Here is a 21,759-nt window from a genome sequence, read left to right on the forward strand (position 1 = left end):
AGTTACAGCAGGAGGGAGTATCCAGTACCTATCAACGAAACCGGTTTCTGAAAAATAGAGAAAAAGTTATGTAAAATTCAAAAAATATATTGAAACCGGATACATTTATAGTTATAATCACCTTGAAGTTACATTTTTGCTGGTTTTTTTTAAACATTAACGAAACCGGTTTCGTTAATGTTTAAAAACTTCAAATCTATCAAACAAAGGGGAAGGTTTAGGTGAAGAAAAACTTACTTGTGTTTCTGGTATTGAGTTTGTCGGTGTTCCTTTATGCGTGTAATGGTGAAAATGATCAATCAGCTTCAGGGGAAGGTACAGTGACATTGGACTTTTGGGTGTTTGGTGCCACCAATTATGAAGAATTGGCCAAAGAGTATGAAAAAGAAAATCCGAATGTGAATATTAAAATCAAAAATTCAGAGCTCGGGGATCATCATGATAGTTTATTTACATCCATCTCTGCAGGGACAGGCGCACCTGACCTTACGATGATTGAAGTGGACCAGTTGGATCGTTACCGGGAAGCACAAGATAGATTTGTGAATTTATATGATTTAGGTGCAGAAGAAATCAAAGATAAATACTTAGATTGGAAATGGCAAATGGCGGAAAATGGTGAAGGGGATTTCCTTTTCGGTTTGCCGACGGACATAGGCCCAAAAGCGATGTATTACCATACGGAGGTTTTTGAAAAAGCAGGACTTCCGACAGACCCGGATAAGGTAAGTGATTTGATATCTTCTCCTGAGAAGTTTGCTGAGGCTGGAAAGAAAGTATTGGATGCTACAGGGAAACCAATGGTTGACAGTATGGAAATGGCTTTCCGTGCCAATATGGATGCATTAGAAGTCAGCTATTTTAATCGTGACGGGGAACTATTGATCGATCAGCCGGACAATGGAGTGAAAGAAGCATATGATTATGCGGTCAAACTTCAACAGCAAGGCCTAGTCGGCGAATATCAAATGTGGACGCCTGAGTGGGCGAATGCATTGAATCAAGGGGAATTTGCTGTTGAGATGGCACCAGCCTGGCTGAAAGGGTACATGACAGAAAATGCACCTGAGGCAGCAGGAAAGTGGCGTGTCACGCCTCTGCCTACTAACTTTACTGGAAACTGGGGAGGATCTTATATAGCCATTCCAGCTGAAACAGAACATAGCAAAGAAGCATATGAATTTGCGAAATGGCTGGTATCTCCTGAAAATCAGTTGAAATCGTTTACGGAGAGCGGGTTGTTCCCATCAGCTCCTGAGGTTTACGAAATGGAAGCATTCAAAAATAACAAGGATGAATATTTCGGGGGCCAGAATACCGCTGCTGTCTTCGCAGAAGCAGCAAAAGAAATTCCAGAAGTGTATAAAGGACCGAAATACGTGACAGTCAATAATGAAGTTCTTACTGCTCTGAGAAATGTACAAGAAGGGGCAAATCCTGAAAAAGAGTGGGAAGCAGCAATTAAGCGAATCAAAGGTCTGTTAGAACGTTAAAAAGAAAAGGGCTGGATGAAACTGTCTGGCCCTCCTTACATAATGAGGAGGGAAACTAGTGGAGAATGTGCAGAAACAACAACACATTTCAAAACAAAAGACGGCTGCACAAATGTCTGAAAAGAAAAAAGATATGCTATCCGGATATTTGTATATCGCACCATTCTTTATCATTTTTGCAATAATCGGTTTATACCCGGCCGTTTTCAGTATTGTGCTCGCTTTTCAAAAATGGAATGGTCTGGGAGCGATGGAATATGTCGGCCTGAACAATTTTTCAATCGTACTGCAAGACCCATTATTCTGGAAGTCATTATATAACACAGTCGTCATCGGTTTGATGGGAACAGCCCCTCAATTGATTGTCGGTATCATCCTGGCTTTCTTTCTTAACATGGCTGTCATTCGTTTCACTGATTTTTTCCGGGTGACCATTTTTATGCCCTACATCACTTCAATGGTTGCCGTTGCATTGGTTTTCGGGGTTTTCTTCAGCAGCAGTGAAACAGCATTGGCTAACTATTTGATTGGTTTGTTCGGCTTGGATCCTGTCAGTTGGAAGACGTCTGAATGGGGAGCTAAAATTGCTATATCCCTAATGGTTTTTTGGAGGTGGGTCGGATATAATACGATCATTTACCTGGCAGGTTTACAGAGCATTCCAAAAGATTTGTACGAAGCAGCCACCATTGATGGAGCCGGCAAGGTTCAACAGTTTTTCCATATTACGATTCCGATGCTGAAACCATTTATTATCCTTACTGTTTTCATGTCTACAGTAGGGGCATTGCAATTGTTTGCAGAACCGGCTGTTTTTTTAGGTTCTTCCGCGTTCAACCGTGACGAGGCTATGACTGTGGTGATGTATCTTTATCGGGATGCTTTCAACTTGGGCTCCTTTGGAACCGCTTCAGCGACTGCCGTATTATTGTTGATCATCATCGTTGGTGCAGCGGCATTGAATACATGGCTGACTTCTGGTATTGGCCGCAAAAAGAAAAGGAAGGTGTAAGAGATGAGAAAAAACCAAAAGTTGAAATCGGGATCGCTCCCTGTTTATATTGTGCTGTTTTTCGCTTCACTCTTATCCCTGTTTCCTTTCTATTGGATGTTCGTCATGGCTACAAGGCCCAGTGCTGCTTACAATTCCATTCCACCAACACTTTTACCTGGGGGCCAGCTGGTAAATAATTTCATGAAAGTACTGGATACTATTCCCTTCTTTCAAGCGATGTGGAATACGATTATTTTGTGTACGACAGTGACGATAGCAGTTTTAATCATCAGTTCTCTGGCAGGCTTCGCTTTTGCGAAATTTCAGTTTCCGGGGAAGAATTTCTTTTTCATCTGTATCCTGCTGACAATGGTAGTCCCGCCTCAATTGGGATTGATTCCGCAATATTATCTCATTTCTCAGCTGGGGTGGCTGGATACATTACTTGGAGCAGGTGTGTTGTTTTTACTAAATCCGCTTGGAATATTTTTGATGCGTCAATATATCAGTGAATCGGTTCCGGATGAATTGATTGAAGCAGCAAAATTAGATGGCTGCTCTAACTTCAGAATTTACCGGAGCATCGTGCTTCCTATCATTAAACCTGCTTTTGCAACGTTAGGTATCATTGTGTTTACGCTTGTCTGGGGTGAGTTCTTATGGCAGTTTACGGTCTTGCGTGATCCGTCTTCCTACACACTGCAAGTAGCTCTTGCCTCGTTGAACAATGCTTTTCGAGTTGACTTCGGTATGCTGCTCTCAGGAGTGTTCTGGGCCACGGTTCCATTGATCATCATTTTCCTGATTTTCAATCGCTGGTTCATAGCAAGTATTACAGAAGGCTCGATCAAATAATATAACTTTTCTTCCAATTGTTGATACAATAGATGGAAATAATTGACCGCACCTTTTAAGGAGAGAACAAGGCATGAACTTAACAATTCGGGATATCGCAAAAATGGCTGGTGTATCTCCGGCCACTGTATCAAAAATTATCAACAATTATGGAGGCATCAGCGAGTCGACAAGGCAAAAAGTTTTCAAAGTTATCGAGGATACCAAATATCAACCAACGTTTTCAGCCAAATCACTGGCGACGAAAAAATCGAATCTGATTGGGCTGATTTATGCAGGGAAGATCAATGTTGATTTTAAACACCCTTTTTTCAACGAAGTGGTAAATACATTCAAAAAAACAGTGGGTGGTCTCGGGTATGATCTCCTGTTGTTTTCCAACGAAAAATTCTATCAGGGGGAAAGCAAGTACCTGGAAAGGTGTCAGCATTTCCATGTTGATGGCTGTCTTATCATTGCTGGTGATGAGATCGAGGAAGCTGTCCATGAAATTGCAAAAAGCGACATCCCTTGTATCGGTATCGATTTAAAACTGGAGGGACCAAGGTCCAGCTATATCATGACAGACAATGCAAAAATCGGTTTGAAAGTTGTGGAATATTTATATTTACACCAAATACGGAACATTGCCTATATTGGTGGTAAACAGGACTCTCTGGTTGCGAGCATCAGAAATATTGGCTTTATTGATGCTATGAATCAGTTCGGTCTTACGGTCAATCAGGATTGGATTCAGTACGGAGATTTCTTTGAGGATAGCGGCTATGAAGCTATGAAAAAGATTTTAAGTGGGGATCGGCTCCCGGAAGCAGTGTTTGCAGCTTCCGATATGATGGCGCTTGGAGCATTGAAGGCAATGAAAGAGAAAGGCCTGTCTGTACCTGAAGACATTCAGCTGATCGGATGCGATGATATTGAAGCCTGCCGATACAGTGATCCTCCATTGACAACGGTAAAACAAGATAAACATAAATTAGGTAAACTGGCAGCTTTTATGCTTGAAGATCTTATTAAGGATGAGAATGACGAGCGTGAAATTCAGGATGTAAAGGTCGATCCTGAACTGATTCCCCGGGGATCTACATTAGAACGCTAGTTTCCTAAAGACTTTCTGGAGGTTAGACAATGACAAACATACAATTTCCTGACACGTTAAAGTGGGGAGCAGCAACGGCTTCCTATCAGATTGAAGGAGCAGCAGATGAAGGCGGACGTTCTCCTTCGATATGGGATGTTTTTTCCCATACTCCTGGGAAAGTAAAAAATGGTGACACAGGGGATCACGCCTGTAACAGTTATCATTTATATAAAGAAGATGTTCAACTTTTACGCGAACTCGGGATAGACCAGTATCGCTTTTCCATCTCCTGGTCACGGGTGATTCCGGACGGTACGGGACAGTTAAATAAAGAAGGTATAACCTACTATCGAAACTTGATCCAGGAACTGATTGATAACGGGATTGAGCCTATGATCACCCTTTATCACTGGGATCTTCCTCAAGCACTTCAAGAAGCGGGAGGATGGGAAGTCCGTGAAATAGTCGAAGCATTTCAGTCCTATGCGGAAACCATGTTCCAAGAGTTCGGAAATAAGGTGAAGAAATGGCTGACAATCAATGAACCGTGGTGTGCCTCCTTTTTGTCCAATTATTTAGGGATCCATGCCCCTGGGAAGACAAACCTGCAGACGGCTGTCGATGTTTCTCATCACTTATTGCTTGCTCACGGAAAGGCTGTACAGTCATTCAGAAAAATAATACCTGATGGCGAAATTGGATACGCTCCTAATGTTGGATGGCTGGAGCCTTACAGTCCTAATCAAGCAGATGTAGATGCCTGCCGGCGGTCGATGATGTGGCAGAAAGAATGGTTTATGGACCCTGTATTTAAAGGTACATATCCCGAAACGCTGGTCCAGCTCTTTGCTGAGCATAATGCAAAGCTGAATGTCGAAGAAGGGGACCTTGCCATCATTTCCGAGCCGGTCGATTTTATGGGAATCAACTATTATACAGGCAGTCTCGGCCGATTCAAAAAAGGTGAAGGCTTGTTCCAGGTAGAAGAAATTCCACTGGATGAACGCCGCACCGATATCGACTGGCCGATTTATGCCGATGGTTTCTATAAAGTACTTACCGATATCCATCAAACTTATGGTGACGTTCCCATCTATATCACGGAAAATGGAGCTTGCTATAATCATGGCGTGGAAGATGGAAGGGTTCATGACAAAGACCGCATTGAATATCTTAAGCAGCATTTGACAGCGCTGCATCGAGCGCTGGAAGCTGGAGTGCCAATTGCAGGGTATATCGTCTGGTCTCTACTGGACAACTTTGAATGGGCTGAAGGGTATGAGAAAAGATTCGGCATCATCCATGTGAATTACGCTACATTTGAACGGACGAAGAAGGACAGTTATTACTGGTATAAAGAGACCGTGAAAAATCAAGGATTCCATGTATAATTTTTTTGACGGTTAAGGAAACCGGTTTCGCTCTTACGGGAAACTGGCAGCTATAACAAGGGGAAGCTCGATACTTCTGTGAAATAACTCCTATTCCTGTTACAGAGGTTACAAGGAAGGGCAATCTCACGGAAAGTGTTCGGCTTCCCTTTTTAAATCAATAAATCCTTAAGGAGGAGACGGATTGAAAAAAGCTTTTTATTTCTTTATTGTGCTGTTTATTGTTTGGGGAGGTTTATCACCAGCGCACGCCAAACAAGGAGACAATACTGCCGCGTTGGAACAATATTGGCAGGAAAAAGAATTGTTTGATACTTTGAACAATAAGAAAAATGTAAACGCATCCATGTCCCATCAGGAATATGCAGTTGTACTCAGTCATTTGTTTGGAGTGAAAGCGAAAGAAGTCATCGAAATAACACAAGAGCTTAGCGATCAGGAAGTACACCCCCAGTCAGTCATTGACCATAAGAAAGCAAAGAAGGTACTCGCTGAACTTCTTCCTTCCCAGCTGGAAGAGGACTTCAACCAACTGTTGGATACTGACCAGCCGGTTAAGCGAATAAATATTCTCCAAATGGTGGATGCTTTCATCGCTGCTTACTATTACAAAAAGGGTGACTATGCAGGGGAAGAGATTAATGGAAACGCGTGGATCAATCATGCCGGTGTTACACTCTCGGAAACTACCATCGATGGTGACCTGGTGATTACTGGTGGAAAAGACATCACTTTACAGGACGTAACGGTTTCTGGCACGGTTTATATCCATGAAGATATGCAAAATGAGGTCACCACCCTCGGTTCTGACTTGAATCCAATCGTTGTTTTTAATCCTTCTAAAGAAAAATCGGATTGGTCGCTAGTATGGTCGGATGAATTTTTAGCCAACGAAATTGACCCATCCAGGTGGACCTATGATATTGGGAACTGGATCGTTGATGAGGAAGGACAACCGATCGCCCCTGGTTGGGGAAATAACGAACAGCAATATTACACAGATTCCGATGAGAACTCTTATCTCAAAGATGGAAAACTTGTTATTGAAGCTCAAAAGGAAGCCGAGCCGATCACGGATGAATTTGGATCCTATGATTATACTTCTGCAAAGCTGAAGACAAAAGGCCTGTTCAGTAAAAAGTATGGGAAATTCGAAGCCAGGATGAAACTGCCGGAAGGACAAGGGTTCTGGCCTGCTTTTTGGATGATGCCGGAGGATGACGTTTACGGTCCTTGGCCGACATCCGGAGAGATTGACATCATGGAGGCAGCCGGAAATGACACAAGTGAAATCGGCGGCACGATTCACTATGGGGAAGAATATCCAAACAACACGTACAGCGGTAAAGAATATCATTTTCCTGAGGGAGAAGATTACACAGGTTACCATACGTATGCTGTAGAGTGGGAACCTGGTGAAATTCGCTGGTATGTAGATGGGAAACTGTATCAGACGCAGAATGAATGGTTCAGCAAAGGAAAAAACCAGGCGGATAAATACGCTTTTCCTGCTCCTTTCGATCAGGAATTCTACTTGATACTGAATTTAGCTGTGGGTGGCTGGTATGGGGGAAATCCCGATGAAACAACCGAATTCCCAGGGCAAATGGAAGTAGACTATGTCCGAGTCTATGAATTGACAGGGAGAGACTATAAAGACCCGGTAGAACCAACGGTTGAGGAAGAAACGTTACCGGAGGATGCGAAACAGCCATTGGAGGATGGGAATCTGATTTATGATCAGAACTATGAACGAGCGATCACGGTTATTGAACACTCCGAAGCAGAGTTTCATCCAACGGATTGGAATTTTGTGAAGCTGCCGGACTTTGAAGGTGAGGGGGTTATTACTACTACTGAAGTGGATGGAGTTACTTTTGCCAAAACAGAGATCGAACACCCAGGGAACGCCTTATGGTCGCTACAGCAAATCCAGAAACTCCCGATTTTGAAAGGCCATTCGTATAAGGTGACGTTTGATGCGAAATCAGACACGCACCGAAATTTGATGACAAAGGTATCAGGTGGAGCTGAGAGAGGCTATGCCAATTATTCTGGAGAAAAAACGATGTCCCTGACTGAAAATGTCCATTCTTATGACTACACATTTACCTTGAACCAGGATACAGATTTAGGGGCAAGACTGGAGTTCAATATGGGAGCGAATGGTACCGCTCCTGTGTGGATTGGGAACGTGCGTGTGGAAGACATAACCGATGAAGTCGCTGAAGATACATCTAAACCAGCGTTAGGGGATGGCAACCTCATTTATAACGGCACCTTCGATCAGGGGGATATGACCCGCCTGAATTATTGGGAGTTATCCTCGGAGAATGGTGCTACCGCTGAAGTCAGTGTGCCTGAATCGACTCGGGAAGCTGAAATCGCAATTGATACTGAAGGAGAGCATCCGGAAGACGTTGTCTTCAAGCAAACACGGATCCCGTTGCAGACAAACAAGGAATACGAGCTCACCTTTAATGGCCAAGCGTCAGAAAAAAGAAGTATTCAGGTTGAAATCGTAAATGAGGATGGTACTTCCAGTTATTTACTAGTAAAAACAGTGCAACTGACAAATGAAATGAATGCTACCACCATCACGTTCCAGATGCCGAAAGACACTTCTGTTGAAGAAGGGCAATTAAGTTTTTTGCTCGGTGGACAGGGCGGAGATGTGCATTTGGATGATATCAGGCTTATCCAGACCTCCAAAGCTATCGATGAAGCGCCACTGAAAAATGGTGATTTTTCAAATGGAATGGAATTCTGGTCAGAATATATTCATTTTGACGCCCAGGCACAGGCCTCTATTGCAGGGGAACAACTGCAGTTAGATATTGAGAATGCGGGGAACGAAACCTGGAGTGTGTTAATGGAACAGCCGAACCTTTCTCTAGGCAAGGAAGTCACGTATACGTTATCGTTTGAGGCCCGTGCTTCTATAGCAAGGCAGATAGAACTGACCATCGAAAATGGATCCTATCACCGTTATTTCAGTGAAGTGGTGTCCCTGGAGGAGGAAATGCAGCACTACGAATACACTTTTAACATGACAGCAGATGATATAGCTTCGTTGAAATTTTTGATGGGTAATTTCTCAGGTCAGCATGAAATTTTCATTGATAATGTGAAGCTTGAAGTGAAATGAATTGGCTGGCACACGGTTCTTTATCCGTTAATTAATAATCCATTCACCAAGTGGTAAGCAAGACACAGGAAATGCTCGGAGGACAATCTCCGAGCATTCTTTCGTCCATTCCTGCATTTATTTTTTAGGCAGAGGTGCTTGCTGAGAAATGAAGCCCTTGTTCACTAACGTCTCCCAGAATTCTTTCGGGATGTCCCGCTGGATCATTTCAATATCTTCTTTGATGCGGTCCGGTCGCGTTGAGCCAGGAATGGCGGCTCTCACGGCAGGATGGGCAGTGGAAAATTGCAGGGCTGCCGCTTTTAATGGTACATCGTACTGCTCGCCAATTTTCTTCAATTGATTAACATGGTTTACAATCTCCTGTGGGGCTTGTTCATAATTGTAATGGTCTCCACCTAACAGAACACCAGAATTATAGGGACTGCCTACGACAATATCAATATTTTTCTCTTCGGCCTTCTTCATCATGCGCTGTAAGGCATGCTCATGTTGCAAAAGCGTGTATTGGGTGGCAGACAGGCACATATCCGGCTGTGTTTCCTCCAGATCCATGGCCAGTTCAATCGGTTCCGTCGTATTGACTCCTAGTCCCCAGGAGCGGATGACTCCTTCTTCGCGGAGTTGCGTCAATACACGAAACGCTCCATTTTTAGCCTCGGCGAATTTGTCGATCCACTCGTCGCCATGGAAATCGGGAGAAACATCATGGACAAACACGAAGTCCAACCGGTCGGTCTTTAACCGCTCCAGGCTTTGCTCAATCGACCGCTTCGTAGCATCTTCCGTGTAATCGGTAATGACCTTATTGTCTCGTGCATCCGCAAATAACCCCTCTTTTTCTTCTTTTTCATCGGTCATGTAGCGGCCGACTTTGGTGCTTAACACATAGTCATCGCGATCATAGTTGGGCAGAACTTCTCCAAGGCGCATCTCCGCTAAACCTGCTCCGTAGAAGGGGGCTGTATCGAAATAACGTACACCCTGATCCCATGCATGCTGAATCGTTTCCCGTGCTTCTTCTTCGGGCACGTCACGGAACATATTTCCTAACGGGGCTGTGCCAAGGCCAATTTTATGTTGTAATGCCTGATCAAGTGATTTCATTGTCATACCTCCTGTTGTTTCATGGATATAAGACTATATCCATAAAACGGGAATATAAAACACCCCGGGTCCTCCAGTATATGGTAAATGGTAGTTTCTGACTTAAACTAGGATGCTTTCATATTGTAGATATCGATGGCTCGTGCGACAATAATAATAAGTTGCGAAAGGAGTGGATGTGAATATGGAACGTGCAGGTATCATAGGTGGTTTAGGGCCCGAGTCGACCGTGGATTATTATAAGCTCTTCATTGAGAAGTACCAGCAGCGTGTGAACAGCAGGCAGAAGCTCCCGGAACTCTATATCAACAGCATCAATATGTATAATATTTTCCATTTTATTTCTGAGAACCAAATGGATGAGCTGATTGAATATGTCGGGGGTGCTGCAAAACAACTGGAATCGATAGGTGCTGATTTCATTGTGATTGCTGCCAATACGCCGCATATCGTATTTGAGGAAATCCGGAAACAGGTAAACGTTCCAATGATCAGTATTGTCGAAGCGACCTATGAGCGGACCAGGGAGCTTGGAATAAAAAATGCAGGTCTGCTGGGAACGAAGTTTACGATGGAGCATGACTTTTTCAAGGAACAATTCTGGAAGCATAAGGAACCAATCACCGTCCCATCTGAACAGCAGCAGGCACACCTGCATGAAAAAATTGTTGATGAGTTGGAAAATGGAATCGTTAAGGAAAATACGAAAGAGGACTTCCTCCGCGTGATCAATCAGATGATCGAAGAGTCTGGCATTGATGGGCTGATTCTTGGGTGTACCGAGCTTCCGATGATTCTGAAAGAAGGGGACGTTGCTATCCCGCTCATTAATACGATGGAGATCCATGTAGATAAAATGGTGGAGCATATGTTCCGTGATGAATGATTAAGAAAAGATTTTTAAAACGCTGTTAATTTAGTGAAGGAAAGCCAAAAGCCTGTAATCACAGGCTTTTTTTATGTTAGGGCTTAACGCTTCTTTAATCAGCTAGTAAATATGACAATTTTTCAAAGATGTACTGGGAGTGCATCTTTTCATCTGTTTATGCTTTATAATTTAAGTAGCAGGAAAATAGGATTAACCCTAATACATGAAGGAGGGCTTAACGGATGAGCACACGACAGGACGATAAAGCGATGAGGCTGCATACGATGTTAGAAGAAGTTCTTAAGCCGGTAATGATGAAACTAGAAAGCCTGGAAGAAGAAGTGGCAGCATTAAGAAAGAGACAGGAGGAACTAATTCTGGAACAGGAAAACAATAAATAGCGGTCATATTAAACGTGCCTGAACTTCTGTTAACACGCAGAGGAACAGGCGTTTTTTTATGATTGGAAAAATGCCTGACTCTGGTGATGGAACACGCAGGGTCAGGCATTTACAGGTTTTCCAGACGGTTTTTATCAAGCAGGCGGAAGCGTTTCGGATCAAGTTTATGAATGAGTCCTTTTGCTTCGAGGTCGGCGAGCCTGCGGCTGATCGTTTCCGGTGTGGTACCGAGAAAGGAGGCAAGGTCTTTTTTGTTCATCGGCAGGCGGATCGTATCACTGCCTGATGCTTCCGCCAGCTCTGCCAAATACAGGGAAAGGCGCTTTCCGACGCTTTCCGTAGCTAGGCTGGTGGTCTGTTTTTCCGATTGTTCGAGGCGGGCGGAATAGGTCTTCAGTATTTTTAAGACGATGGAAGGATAGCGCATTAAAAAATCCTGCAGGTTGTTTCGGCGGATTGTACAAATCGTGACAGGCTCATTTGCTTCGGCATACGACTCATGAAGCGATTCACTGAATAGCGCATATTCCCCGGTGAAATCCCCAGGCTGCAGGAGACGTACCACCTGTTCTTTACCAGAATCGGAAATCCGGTAAATACGTACCGAGCCCGTATTGACGATATATAGCGAGTCAGAAGGATCACCGGCCCGGTAAATGATATCTCCCTTTTGATAGGTGAGCGACCGGATGGCTTCGGTGACCGCATCCATCTGGTCATTATCAAGGTGGTTGAAAATCGGTACCCGGGCTACGCACGTATGGCCGGAAGCCTGATGACAATGCTGGCAAATGGGCCGGTCACCGGAATTTTTCATCATACTCATCCACGTATCCTCCTTCCATTTTCTTTCATTATAGCATGATGGTCGCATGAAATTATGGGCACAGAATTTGTGAAAACTTGATCTGGGTCAAAGAAAAGACGGACTAAGGCGAGGATAATGGAAAACAAAGGAGGAGATGTTTTATGACGAATCAAGCATTGCTTTCTATTGATTTGGATGTGGATCGGATGATCAATGAAGGTCTGGGCGGGGGATATATTCTGTCTAAAATTGATGAGCGCAGGTTCGATGACTTGGAAGCAGGGGAGGAAAAGATATGATGTATCTCCCGGAAGTGTATGCCTGGGTCCTCTATGCTGGTCTATTAGCTTTGGCGGCGGCGGTCGTTCTCCGAAGCGTGAAAATGTTCTCGGTGGAAATAGTGCTGCTGGCGGGCATAATGGTCTTACTGGATGGTCAGCTATTGATATTCGCGGGAATGATCCAGTTGGTAATCAGTGCGATGCTGCTCCTCGGGATGCTGCGCGCAATCGATCGCAATTACCGGCTCGTGTTGGAAAAAACGCATCGAATTCCAAGAAATCTTACGTATCGAGGCGCTGATGGAGCCCGGGCTTCTTTTTTATAAGGAGGGAGGGAAATGCGCGAACTGGTTCTATTCATCCATATTCTGCTTGGCGTCATGTGGGCGGGGGGCATTCTTTTTATCGGCTGGGGCGTGTTTCCCGCGGCAGCAAAAATGCCTGTGGAAAGACAGCGTACTTTCCTCATTGGTCTGATGAAGCACACGCATTACTTGTTTACGATGGCGGGAACAGGAGTGGTCCTCACCGGTATCATACTCGGAACCGTATTCGGCCCCCTCCACAGCTGGGATACCATTCGCAGCACCACGTACGGACATCTTTGGCTGACCGCACTCTCGATCGGAACATTCGCCTTGTTCTGGGGAGTTTTTGTGGGTTACAGGGAAATGATGCTCGTATTCACGGACGATTATTTATGGAAAGAAGCAGCAGCTGGCAGCCGGAAAGCCCTTTCGCGGGATCTTTTCCGGCTTGCCGCTTTAGAGTCGGTGGAAGTGCTCAGTTTGGTGGCGCTTATTTTTCTTATGGTGAAATGGTAAGGGGGCGAAAAACGTGCGGGCATACAAAACAGCACCACAGCTGGAGAAGGACATTCCTTATACCTGCAAGCTGTCCTGGCTGCAGCTGATGCGGCCGTTGACATGGAGTGGAACCATCAGTCCCATTCTGGCAGGGAGTCTTTTGGCCGGGAGCGAAAATGCATTACACTACGAAAAGACCGGGTTACTGGTTATTGCCGCATTGCTGATCCAAAGCGGTGCCAATCTGTTCAATGACTATTTCGACTTCCGGCATGGCCAGGATAACGAACGCTGGCACAAAGTACAGGGATCTTCCACAAACAGGTACCCCTGTCATCATCAGGTTCCGGCTGCCGGTGCGATTCTGATGGCTGCTGCTGTGCTCCTTGGGGGAAGGCTTGCATTCCTCACCGGGTGGTGGGTGGCGGTTGTAGGAATCCTCGGTATCCTTGCGGGAATTTCCTATTCTGCCGGCAGGCGCTCGCTCGCATCACGCGGGCTTGGTGAATGGACTGCCGGGCTATTTCTGGGAATGGTGACAACGCTTCTCGGGTACAGCGTCCAAACCGGAACGATCACTGTGGAGGCTGTGCTGACTGGAATCGTTTTTGCATTATTAATCAGTTCGATGGTGCTTACCAATAACATCCGGGACATCAAAAAAGACGAAGGCTTCCGGCGTACCATCGCAATGAAGCTTGGCCACCGGAATGCGATCCGTCTTTTGAAAGGGTTGTTGTTTAGTGCATATCTGCTGGTAATCATACTTGTCACTTTTTCCTTTGTTCCAGTTGGAGTGCTGGTTGTGCTCCTCGCTTTTCCGCTTGCTATCCGGATTCCTCGTTCTTTTGGAGCTCAGCAGGAGGAAGCACAGCTGGCGATGAAGCGGGCTGCCTTGCATCACTGGGCATTCGGAATGCTTTTCATACTGGGAATGGTGATTGGATCACCCCAGGTCCTCCAGTAAATGGTAATATAGCAGAGAGGGGAGTGGTGGAGATATGAATAATAATCTGATGGAACAAATGAAGGAATTGGAGAAGAGTCATTTGAATCTGGAAGTACGGAAATCTTCAGAAGAGCTGGATAACATTCTGGCGGATGACTTTTTTGAAATTGGCAGCTAATGATTTACAAGGAAGAATGTATTACGAATGGGGTTGACCCCGATGAAATGGAGCTATATGATTTTGAGCTTCATCCACTGGGAGCAGATGTCGTGTTGACCACTTATTTCATCCACAACAAAACTAAAAATCGCAATACGCTTCGGAGCTCGATTTGGAAACACCGGGAAGGGAGATGGCAGTTATATTTTCATCAGGGGACCATTACAAACAGGCCAATTCCTAATTAAAAGTTAATATATATAGTGCCTGCTCCCTAATAAGTTAACGCATCACTAAAGTGGGGGTCAGGCAATTTTATTTTGACAAAGAAAAAAGAACTCCATCCCTGGATGAAGCTCTTCATAAACGCTAACCTTTAATCTCCAGGCGTATTGATGATGTTACGTTCAATTGTTGCATTTCTTGAGAGACGGACTTCTTTGATCAGGGAGCCATCCTCTGACTCAGGATTTACGAGATTTAGGTTATCGACATAACCTGCCGGGGTTTCTTCAAGCAAAACATAGCCTCCAAGCTTCAGCGTTTCTCGGGGCACTTGCCATTCAACGATTCCCTGGCTGTTTGTGACACCGATCAGCTTCACTTCATCACTATACCGCTGGTTGTCACTGTCCCAATAGTCTTCCCAGGTCAATTCCTCGATTGGGATATCACCAAGTTCTCTGGCAAGGATGAACGTTATCCCTTCAGGATTGCCGTCCAAACGCCCGCCTACCATCTCCAGGGAGACATGAATATTATCTTCAGGGACAGATGGAACGGCGGTGCCGATCGTGAAGTTCGTTCGTAACGTTAAATCTTCTTCCGGAGGAAAACTTGGGTCTGTGCTCATTGAAACAAAGTAGCGGGCACTATAATTTTGTGTTGTTTCGAAAAGTGTCGCTGTATACAGGTTAAACTCTATAGTATCTGGTGTGATTACAACTTCCCCTTCACCAAGTATCCGATTACTTCCAGACTGCTCCACCTTTACATAATACGTGGTCGGTGCCTCAATAGGTTTATAAGTTACCAGGTTTTCGACGTTGATCACGACGTCCTGAGGACGGGTATACACTTCCTGTGTTGGATAAATCAACTCTATTTCAGGAGCAGGGGCAATGGATAATTGCGTCATAGCACGATGTCCCCCATCTACTGTTTCGACAGTGATTACTGCAAGGCCTGGGGATAGTGCTGTCACCAATCCAGTTTCCGATACAGTTGCCACACTTTCATCCGAAGAATACCAGATGACTGCTTTTGTTGTAGCATCAGCCGGGCTTACTTCAGCGATCAATTGAAGTGTGTTGCCAACGTATACGGTTGCGGTGTTTGGCATTACACTTACTCCTGTTACAGGCACAGCTCCAGGGGGGGCGGCAGTAACTTCAATAACCAGTTCAGCATCCTGATTTGTACCGGATACATCTCCTCTTAGTGTATAGGAAGCAGCCGGGTTAGGCGGTACAACAAATGTGTTACCTAATTGTTCGGACCCATCATACCAGGTCACAGGAACTTCCATTATTGTGTTGTTACTCACTTCTACGATAACAGTCTCAGGCAGCAACACAACCTGATTACTTACAGCGGTAATCGATGATGGATTTCGTACACTCTCAATTACGACAACCTGTATGGTTGCCTGATCCTGAAAGCCTCCCTCGGCAGTAGTAACTGTAATTTCCGCAGTCCCTTCAGAAATTGCTGTTACGCCTCCCTGGTTATTTACGGTGGCAACCGCAGGATTGCTGCTCGCCCAGGAGACTTCCTGGTTGTTGGCATTTCGAGGGAAGACCGTAGCAATCAGCTGTTCTTCTTCACCTGGTAGTAGCTGCAGGTTTTCCTGGTCCAGTCCGACACCTGCGACAGGTACAGAGGCTGCGACATATTCCAGCGTTTCTGTTACATATTGCTGTCTGCCAGGCAGACGGATTTGTTTTGCAGGTGTAATGAAACCAGGTATATCTTCACCTCTGATAACGATATCCCCGCTTGGGTTGGTTACAAATGTCGCTACACCATCCACGGTACGTATGATCGTCTCCGTATCTTCCCTGATCAGAGAAACATCCACTTCTCTTGGATCCGTGCCTTCGGGCCATTGGACCGTAACAGCAAGGACAACTTTTCCTGGTTCATTACCAGGGTCCGGTCTGCCGCTGTCTATATAACCGGTTACTTCACTTAATTTCAGTGTGACAACACGTTTGCTGCCGTCATGCTCTTCCACTTCCAACGTGACAGTTTCAGCCGATACGTCAAGCAGTACACCAGTAATGGGCTCTGTCTGGCTCGAGGTGATTAATTCCACTCGATGGCCGATAAGGTTCTGCAACTCGTCTGCAAGAGGATCCCTTTCACCGCATCCTCCCTCTGTTGCCGGTACAAACCCGATAATATCGTCTATATGATAGATTCCGATTTTTGGCTCCTGACTGGCTTCTGGGGTATGGCTGTCGTGTTCTTCTCCTAGCTGCATCTTGATAATATCTTCATAAACTTCAAGTAATCTTCCTGTGATATTCGGGCGCCTTCCTGCCGGCGGACATGCTGGGATAATCAATTGTATTTGTTTATTAATAGTTTTTTTTAATTGTTCTCTCAGCTGCCTATTATCTCTGCAAATGATTCTTCCAAAAAAGTTTCCAATCAATCGTTTCACTCCTTCGCCATAGTATTCTCTATAGAATATTCAATAACCATATTATGGAAGGGGCGTGGGACACAAAATCACATGCCCAAATTACAAGAAGGAGCACATCTAACGTATAAAGGATGAGATAAAAAAATATAGTGACACACAGGAATTATTGTTAGAATGCAGAACCTGAAGCGCCACTGAGTCTGAACCAAGCCAGTAAACGTTTAGCTATAGTGGGGCTGAAGAGTGTTGACATATAACTAATTGGTGTTATATTATATATGAAACCAAAAGGTGTTATAAAAGGAGAGGTAAAATGAGTGATAAAAACAAGTCAGTGCCTGAAATTAGAAAAAATGTAGTGTTTGATGCTCCCATCGAGAAAGTCTGGAAGGCGGTTACTACCGCTGAGGGAATAGAAGCGTGGTTCATGCCCAATAATTTTGAACCTGTAGAGGGTCACGAGTTTTACATCAAGTCACAGTTCGAAACATCTGCATGTAAGGTATTGAAAGTAGTTGAACCAAATGAAGTTTCCTTTACCTGGGGAGAGCAAGGCTGGGTTATCACTTTCTATCTGTCAGAATTGGATGGCAAGACCGGATTCACGTTAATTCATTCTGGTTGGGGTGCACCTGATGAGCTGATGAGCCCTGCCAACCGAACACAACAGGATGTCCGTAACACAATGAACAATGGCTGGGATAAAATTGTTGATGATCGTTTACGAAAAGTGGTTGAAAACTGATGGCTGCCACTGCCAGGCATGACGTATACCAGGCAATCGCTGATCCAACCAGACGTCAAATCCTGAAGCAATTGGCAGAAAAAGATGCCTCCATCAAAGAAATCGCTGACACTTATTCCCAGAGCAGAACAGCTATCGTCAAGCATTTGCAAGTATTGCAAGAGGCACAGCTCGTCCGTGATCGAAAAGAAGGACGAGCCAAAATATACTCCCTTCAGCCCGCACAGCTGATGGAAGTGAAAGAATGGGTTTCCTTTTTTGAACAATATTGGGATAACAAGCTGGGTAACTTGAAAAATCTGGTTGAAGAGGAATAACTATATGGTAGAATCCAAATGTTATTAACCTATTGACAAATGGAGTGAATACAAGTAACATAGTTGTTTAGTATTAAAAATTATAATTTGAATATAAATCGGCAGTAATGTACTAGGCGATAGAACTGGTCATAAGCCAAAAGAAGGTACCTTGTCTTCTTTTGGCTTTTTTTAAGGAACTTTACAGGGAACCAATATAAGCGGAATGCTTTATGAAGGGGAGTCTGTTAATGGAGAATTCTATCGTCATTCCTATCACGAATGAAGAAGATATCGTCATTGCCAGGAAAACAGGCAGGGAGTTTTCAGACATGCTCGGTTTTCCGACGATCAGCAAAACAAGAGTCATTACTGCTGTTTCGGAGCTTGCCAGAAATATTTATCGCTATGCAGGGAATGGCTGGATCCGGTTGGAATTGGTCCAGGCTACTCATAGCAAAGGGCTAAGGATTACAGCAGTAGATAAAGGTCCCGGAATTATAAATATATCGGAAGCTTTAACGGTGGGCTATTCCAGTTCCGGAAGTCTCGGTGCCGGTCTGCCCGGAACAAAGAAAATGATGGATGAGTTTAATATAAAATCTACGCCTGGCCTTGGAACGCAGGTCACAGCGGTAAAATGGATGAAAATGATATAGAGAGTGTCTGCCTTGAGGTGAAGATTTGTCCTTTGGGTAGACACTTTTTTATTTTGCTGAGATTTAATATTTTAATTCGATAAAAATGACATTTTAGTTTGTAGTGTCCTCGTCTAACTTTTCCTTGTAGCTTTCCGGGCAGTTATTTGATAAAATCAAATAGTTACCTATGCTAACTATTACCCATGATAACTAATTGAAAAAAGGAGACTGGTCATGAAAACGGCACAGGAATTTTTCCAGGAGTTGATAATGCTTTATCGGCCCTTTGAGAATAAGCTGAATCTCAAGCTCGCCAGGCATAACCTGCAGCGGGCACAGTGGACGATCCTTTATTACCTTTATCAGAAAGGACCTGCTTCAAATGTGGAAATCTCTCATTATCAAAGTGTGGAGAAGCCTACCATAACGAGGACGATCCACCGGTTAGAGGAAGCTGGCTACATCGAAAAGATCCCCGGACGGGACAAAAGGGAAAAGCGGATGAAGCTGACGGAAAAAGGGACAGCAGTTTATCAGGATGTCCGGGTCGCCATCGACCATTTTGAACAGGAGATACTTAAAGGTATCAGTGAAGAAAAGCAAATCGAAGTGATTGGCATCATGAAACAGATTAGACAGAATATCAACAGTTAAGGAGTTTTAGTTATGAACGGAGATCGCAGACTTTGGACAAAGGATTTCATCCTTGTATCCGTTGCGAATTTTTTCATTTATTTAATCTTTTACCTATTACTGGTTACGATGGCGGTGTATGCCGTAGAGGAGTTCGGTGCCCCGGAAAGCCAGGCGGGACTGGTGACCGGTATTTTCATCATTGGCACATTGATCGGAAGGCTGTTTCTTGGACGAATGATTACCACGATCGGTAATAGGAGGATGCTTTATATCGGCATGACAGCTTTCCTGTTAACCTCCTGCCTGTATTTTATAGAAAACGGAATCAGCTTTCTGTTGTTCACCCGTTTTCTTCACGGTATCGCGCTTGGGTTAGTTAGCACAGCGACCGGCACCATCATTGCAGAGATTCTTCCTCAGTCGCGAAAAGGGGAAGGCATCGGCTACTATAGCATGAGCATCACCCTTGCTACAGCTGTAGGGCCGTTTATCGGGCTTTATATGAGCCAGCAAACCAGTTATCAAATGATTTTTATGTTTTGCCTTGTTCTTGGCCTCATCAGCTTTATGAGTTCATTATTTGTCACGATTCCAAAAGGGGCAGCCCTGGCTAAGGGAACGACAGGTAGGCAGAAGTTCAGCCTGTCCAGCTTCATCGAACTGAAGGCACTGCCGATTGCTCTGGTCGTACTGCTGGTATCCCTTGCCTACTCTAGCATTCTTTCTTTTATTAATTTTTACGCTATTGAAATTGATCTTGTAGACGCGGCAAGTCTATTTTTTGTAGTTTATGCGATAGCGATTCTCGTATCCCGGCCATTTACTGGGAGGATGATGGATCTTAAAGGAGAAAAGTCGGTCATGTATCCTGCTTTTATCCTGTTCATTGCCGGATTGTTCCTGCTAAGTGCAGCAGGAAATGGTGTCTACCTGCTGGCGGCGGGTGTACTGATCGGCTTGGGTTTTGGAAATATGCAATCGATCACACAGGCTATTGCTGTCAAGGCGGCACCAGTGGAACGGGTAGGGCTGGCAACGTCCACTTATTATATCGCTCTGGATGCGGGGCTAGGCTTTGGTCCCTATGTATTAGGGTTCATCATTCCGTTTACAGGTTATCGCTCTCTTTACATGATGATGGGATTACTGGTTGCCGCTACGCTGATCATATACTTCATTCAAAAAAGAGATCACACACGCGTGGCAATGCACCCCGGGTCCTCCAGTAAATGGTAATTATTTTCTTCACATGTTTTAGCAGTTGCCAGGACAGGGAATTTATTAACAAATATAAAGAAAAGGAGGAGAAGGTAATGAGTGGTTTAGTCGGTTTAAATAAATCTCCCAACGGTGTAGTGCTTGGTTTAGTACAGTTACAATTGCCGGTTGTGGAGACAAAAGAAGACTTAACCGAGCAGACAGAGAAAGTGTGCGAAATGGTACGGAAGGCCAAGCGGTGCAGCACCGATTGATTTAGTAGTTTTTCAAGAGTATATGCTGCATGGTCTTTCGATGGACACTAGTGACGAAATCATGTGCTCGATCGAAGGGCCTGAGGTTTCTAAGCTCAAAGAAGTTTGTAAAGAAAACGATATTTGGGGATGTTTTTCCATTATGGAGTACAACCCGGATGGCAATCCATACAACACAGGATTAATCATTGATAATCATGGGGAGATCAAACTCAATTATCGTAAATTACATCCTTGGACGCCGGTTGAACCCTGGGAACCGGGTGATGTAGGGCTTCCTGTCTGTGAGGGACCAAACGGAAGTACCTTAGGTTTAGCCATTTGTCATGACGGGATGTTTCCGGAAGTCAGCAGAGAGCTGGCTTACAAAGGAGCCGATGTCATTTTACGCACGGCAGGTTACACGCGCCCAATTCGTCACTCCTGGCGGATCACCAACCAGGCCAATGCATTCTGCAACCTGGCATACACTGCTTCCGTAGCTATGTGTGGCAGTGATGGCACGAATGATTCCATGGGTGAAGGAATGATTGTCGGTTTTGATGGCGTGCCATTAGTAGATGGTAGTGACCGGCCTGACGAAATTATTACAGGAGAGGTACGTCCCGATTTAGCATTAGAAGCCAGGAAGCACTGGGCTGTCGAAAATAATATCTATCAGCTTGGGCATAGAGGCTATGTCGCAGTAGAAGGCGGTGTCATGGATTCGCCTTATACTTATATGAAGGATCTTCAGGAAGGGAACTATCATCTGCCTTGGGAGGATGAGATTGTCCATAAAGACGGCCAGGCTTATGGCTTTGGTCCTCCACGAAAAAAAGAATCATAATATATAAAGCTTGACTAATTTGTTATTGCCTGACCCTAGTGAGTTCTAGTTGATTAGAATGGGGTCGGGCCTTTTTGTGTCATAAAACAGATTTCCTTTATATGGATAAAAATTCACACGAAGTCCTTGATACATAAACTTTTAACCTATG

20 protein-coding genes and 2 pseudogenes are annotated in these 21,759 nt (G+C 44.5%); 19 read left to right on the forward strand and 3 right to left on the reverse strand.

The annotated features are described in order from the left end of the window. The first annotated feature begins 221 nt into the window (after positions 1–221). The 6 genes from P855_RS0102820 (at position 222) to P855_RS0102845 (ending at position 8,959) form a co-directional block, all read left to right on the forward strand. The gene (locus tag P855_RS0102820) at positions 222–1,493 is read left to right on the forward strand and encodes an ABC transporter substrate-binding protein (RefSeq protein ID WP_037985590.1); all 1,272 of its coding nucleotides are present in this window, start codon (positions 222–224) and stop codon (positions 1,491–1,493) included. 112 nt (positions 1,494–1,605) lie between these two features. Continuing rightward, positions 1,606–2,505 carry a carbohydrate ABC transporter permease gene (locus tag P855_RS0102825; protein ID WP_084315662.1) on the forward strand — a complete coding sequence of 300 codons (900 nt, stop codon included), beginning with the start codon at positions 1,606–1,608 and terminating at the stop codon, positions 2,503–2,505. A 3-nt stretch (positions 2,506–2,508) separates the two neighbouring features. Continuing rightward, positions 2,509–3,342, forward strand: a complete 834-nt coding sequence (locus P855_RS0102830) for a carbohydrate ABC transporter permease (protein WP_028782173.1) — start codon at positions 2,509–2,511, stop codon at positions 3,340–3,342. A gap of 73 nt (positions 3,343–3,415) precedes the next feature. Further along, positions 3,416–4,438 (forward strand): LacI family DNA-binding transcriptional regulator, encoded by a 1,023-nt coding sequence (locus P855_RS0102835; RefSeq protein ID WP_028782174.1) that lies wholly within the window; start codon positions 3,416–3,418, stop codon positions 4,436–4,438. A 29-nt stretch (positions 4,439–4,467) separates the two neighbouring features. After that, positions 4,468–5,811: a GH1 family beta-glucosidase gene (locus tag P855_RS0102840; protein WP_028782175.1), complete on the forward strand. Its 1,344-nt coding sequence runs from the start codon at positions 4,468–4,470 to the stop codon at positions 5,809–5,811. Between the two features lie 184 nt (positions 5,812–5,995). Beyond that, on the forward strand, positions 5,996–8,959 hold the full coding sequence (locus P855_RS0102845; RefSeq protein WP_028782176.1) for a carbohydrate binding domain-containing protein: 2,964 nt from the start codon (positions 5,996–5,998) through the stop codon (positions 8,957–8,959). Positions 8,960–9,076: 117 nt separating this feature from the next. On the opposite strand, the gene P855_RS0102850 is transcribed toward P855_RS0102845, so the two are convergent. After that, positions 9,077–10,066 (reverse strand): aldo/keto reductase, encoded by a 990-nt coding sequence (locus P855_RS0102850; RefSeq protein ID WP_028782177.1) that lies wholly within the window; start codon positions 10,064–10,066, stop codon positions 9,077–9,079. Between the two features lie 184 nt (positions 10,067–10,250). On the opposite strand from P855_RS0102850, the gene P855_RS0102855 reads away from it, so the two are divergent. Continuing rightward, positions 10,251–10,952: an aspartate/glutamate racemase family protein gene (locus P855_RS0102855; RefSeq protein ID WP_028782178.1), complete on the forward strand. Its 702-nt coding sequence runs from the start codon at positions 10,251–10,253 to the stop codon at positions 10,950–10,952. Positions 10,953–11,176: 224 nt separating this feature from the next. Then, positions 11,177–11,335, forward strand: coding sequence for a hypothetical protein (locus tag P855_RS22210; protein ID WP_161628800.1), 159 nt, complete (start codon positions 11,177–11,179; stop codon positions 11,333–11,335). 109 nt (positions 11,336–11,444) lie between these two features. Here the strand turns inward: P855_RS22210 and P855_RS0102865 are convergent, their stop codons facing one another. Further along, positions 11,445–12,161: a Crp/Fnr family transcriptional regulator gene (locus tag P855_RS0102865; protein WP_084315606.1), complete on the reverse strand. Its 717-nt coding sequence runs from the start codon at positions 12,159–12,161 to the stop codon at positions 11,445–11,447. A 143-nt stretch (positions 12,162–12,304) separates the two neighbouring features. On the opposite strand from P855_RS0102865, the gene P855_RS22215 reads away from it, so the two are divergent. The 5 genes and pseudogenes from P855_RS22215 (at position 12,305) to P855_RS20300 (ending at position 14,587) form a co-directional block, all read left to right on the forward strand. After that, positions 12,305–12,442, forward strand: a complete 138-nt coding sequence (locus tag P855_RS22215) for a hypothetical protein (RefSeq protein ID WP_161628801.1) — start codon at positions 12,305–12,307, stop codon at positions 12,440–12,442. After that, positions 12,439–12,750 carry a hypothetical protein gene (locus P855_RS0102875; RefSeq protein ID WP_028782180.1) on the forward strand — a complete coding sequence of 104 codons (312 nt, stop codon included), beginning with the start codon at positions 12,439–12,441 and terminating at the stop codon, positions 12,748–12,750. Before P855_RS22215 ends, P855_RS0102875 begins: the two co-directional genes overlap by 4 nt. A gap of 12 nt (positions 12,751–12,762) precedes the next feature. After that, positions 12,763–13,248, forward strand: coding sequence for a hypothetical protein (locus tag P855_RS0102880; RefSeq protein WP_028782181.1), 486 nt, complete (start codon positions 12,763–12,765; stop codon positions 13,246–13,248). A 13-nt stretch (positions 13,249–13,261) separates the two neighbouring features. Next, positions 13,262–14,197, forward strand: coding sequence for a prenyltransferase (locus tag P855_RS20295; protein WP_051353054.1), 936 nt, complete (start codon positions 13,262–13,264; stop codon positions 14,195–14,197). Positions 14,198–14,231: 34 nt separating this feature from the next. Next, positions 14,232–14,587: pseudogene (locus tag P855_RS20300) on the forward strand (DUF4440 domain-containing protein). Between the two features lie 128 nt (positions 14,588–14,715). Here the strand turns inward: P855_RS20300 and P855_RS21465 are convergent. Further along, positions 14,716–16,998, reverse strand: a complete 2,283-nt coding sequence (locus tag P855_RS21465; RefSeq protein WP_051353055.1) for an Ig-like domain-containing protein — start codon at positions 16,996–16,998, stop codon at positions 14,716–14,718. Positions 16,999–17,302: 304 nt separating this feature from the next. Here P855_RS21465 and P855_RS0102905 point away from each other — a divergent pair, with 304 nt between their 5' ends. From P855_RS0102905 to P855_RS20310, 6 genes and pseudogenes are all read left to right on the forward strand, one after another. Then, entirely contained in the window at positions 17,303–17,734 is a 432-nt protein-coding gene (locus P855_RS0102905; RefSeq protein WP_028782182.1) for an SRPBCC family protein, read from the forward strand. Further along, a complete protein-coding gene (locus tag P855_RS0102910) occupies positions 17,731–18,051 on the forward strand; it encodes an ArsR/SmtB family transcription factor (RefSeq protein WP_028782183.1) in 321 nt (106 codons plus the stop codon). Before P855_RS0102905 ends, P855_RS0102910 begins: the two co-directional genes overlap by 4 nt. Positions 18,052–18,281: 230 nt before the next feature. Next, positions 18,282–18,689, forward strand: a complete 408-nt coding sequence (locus P855_RS0102915; RefSeq protein ID WP_028782184.1) for an anti-sigma regulatory factor — start codon at positions 18,282–18,284, stop codon at positions 18,687–18,689. A gap of 216 nt (positions 18,690–18,905) precedes the next feature. Continuing rightward, positions 18,906–19,325, forward strand: a complete 420-nt coding sequence (locus P855_RS0102920) for a MarR family winged helix-turn-helix transcriptional regulator (protein WP_028782185.1) — start codon at positions 18,906–18,908, stop codon at positions 19,323–19,325. A gap of 12 nt (positions 19,326–19,337) precedes the next feature. Next, on the forward strand, positions 19,338–20,543 hold the full coding sequence (locus tag P855_RS0102925) for an MFS transporter (RefSeq protein WP_028782186.1): 1,206 nt from the start codon (positions 19,338–19,340) through the stop codon (positions 20,541–20,543). 77 nt (positions 20,544–20,620) lie between these two features. Further along, positions 20,621–21,608: pseudogene (locus P855_RS20310) on the forward strand (formamidase). Positions 21,609–21,759: the final 151 nt, after the last annotated feature.

It is taken from the genome of Thalassobacillus devorans MSP14, assembly GCF_000496835.1.
Taxonomy (GTDB): domain Bacteria; phylum Bacillota; class Bacilli; order Bacillales; family Halobacillaceae; genus Thalassobacillus; species Thalassobacillus devorans_B.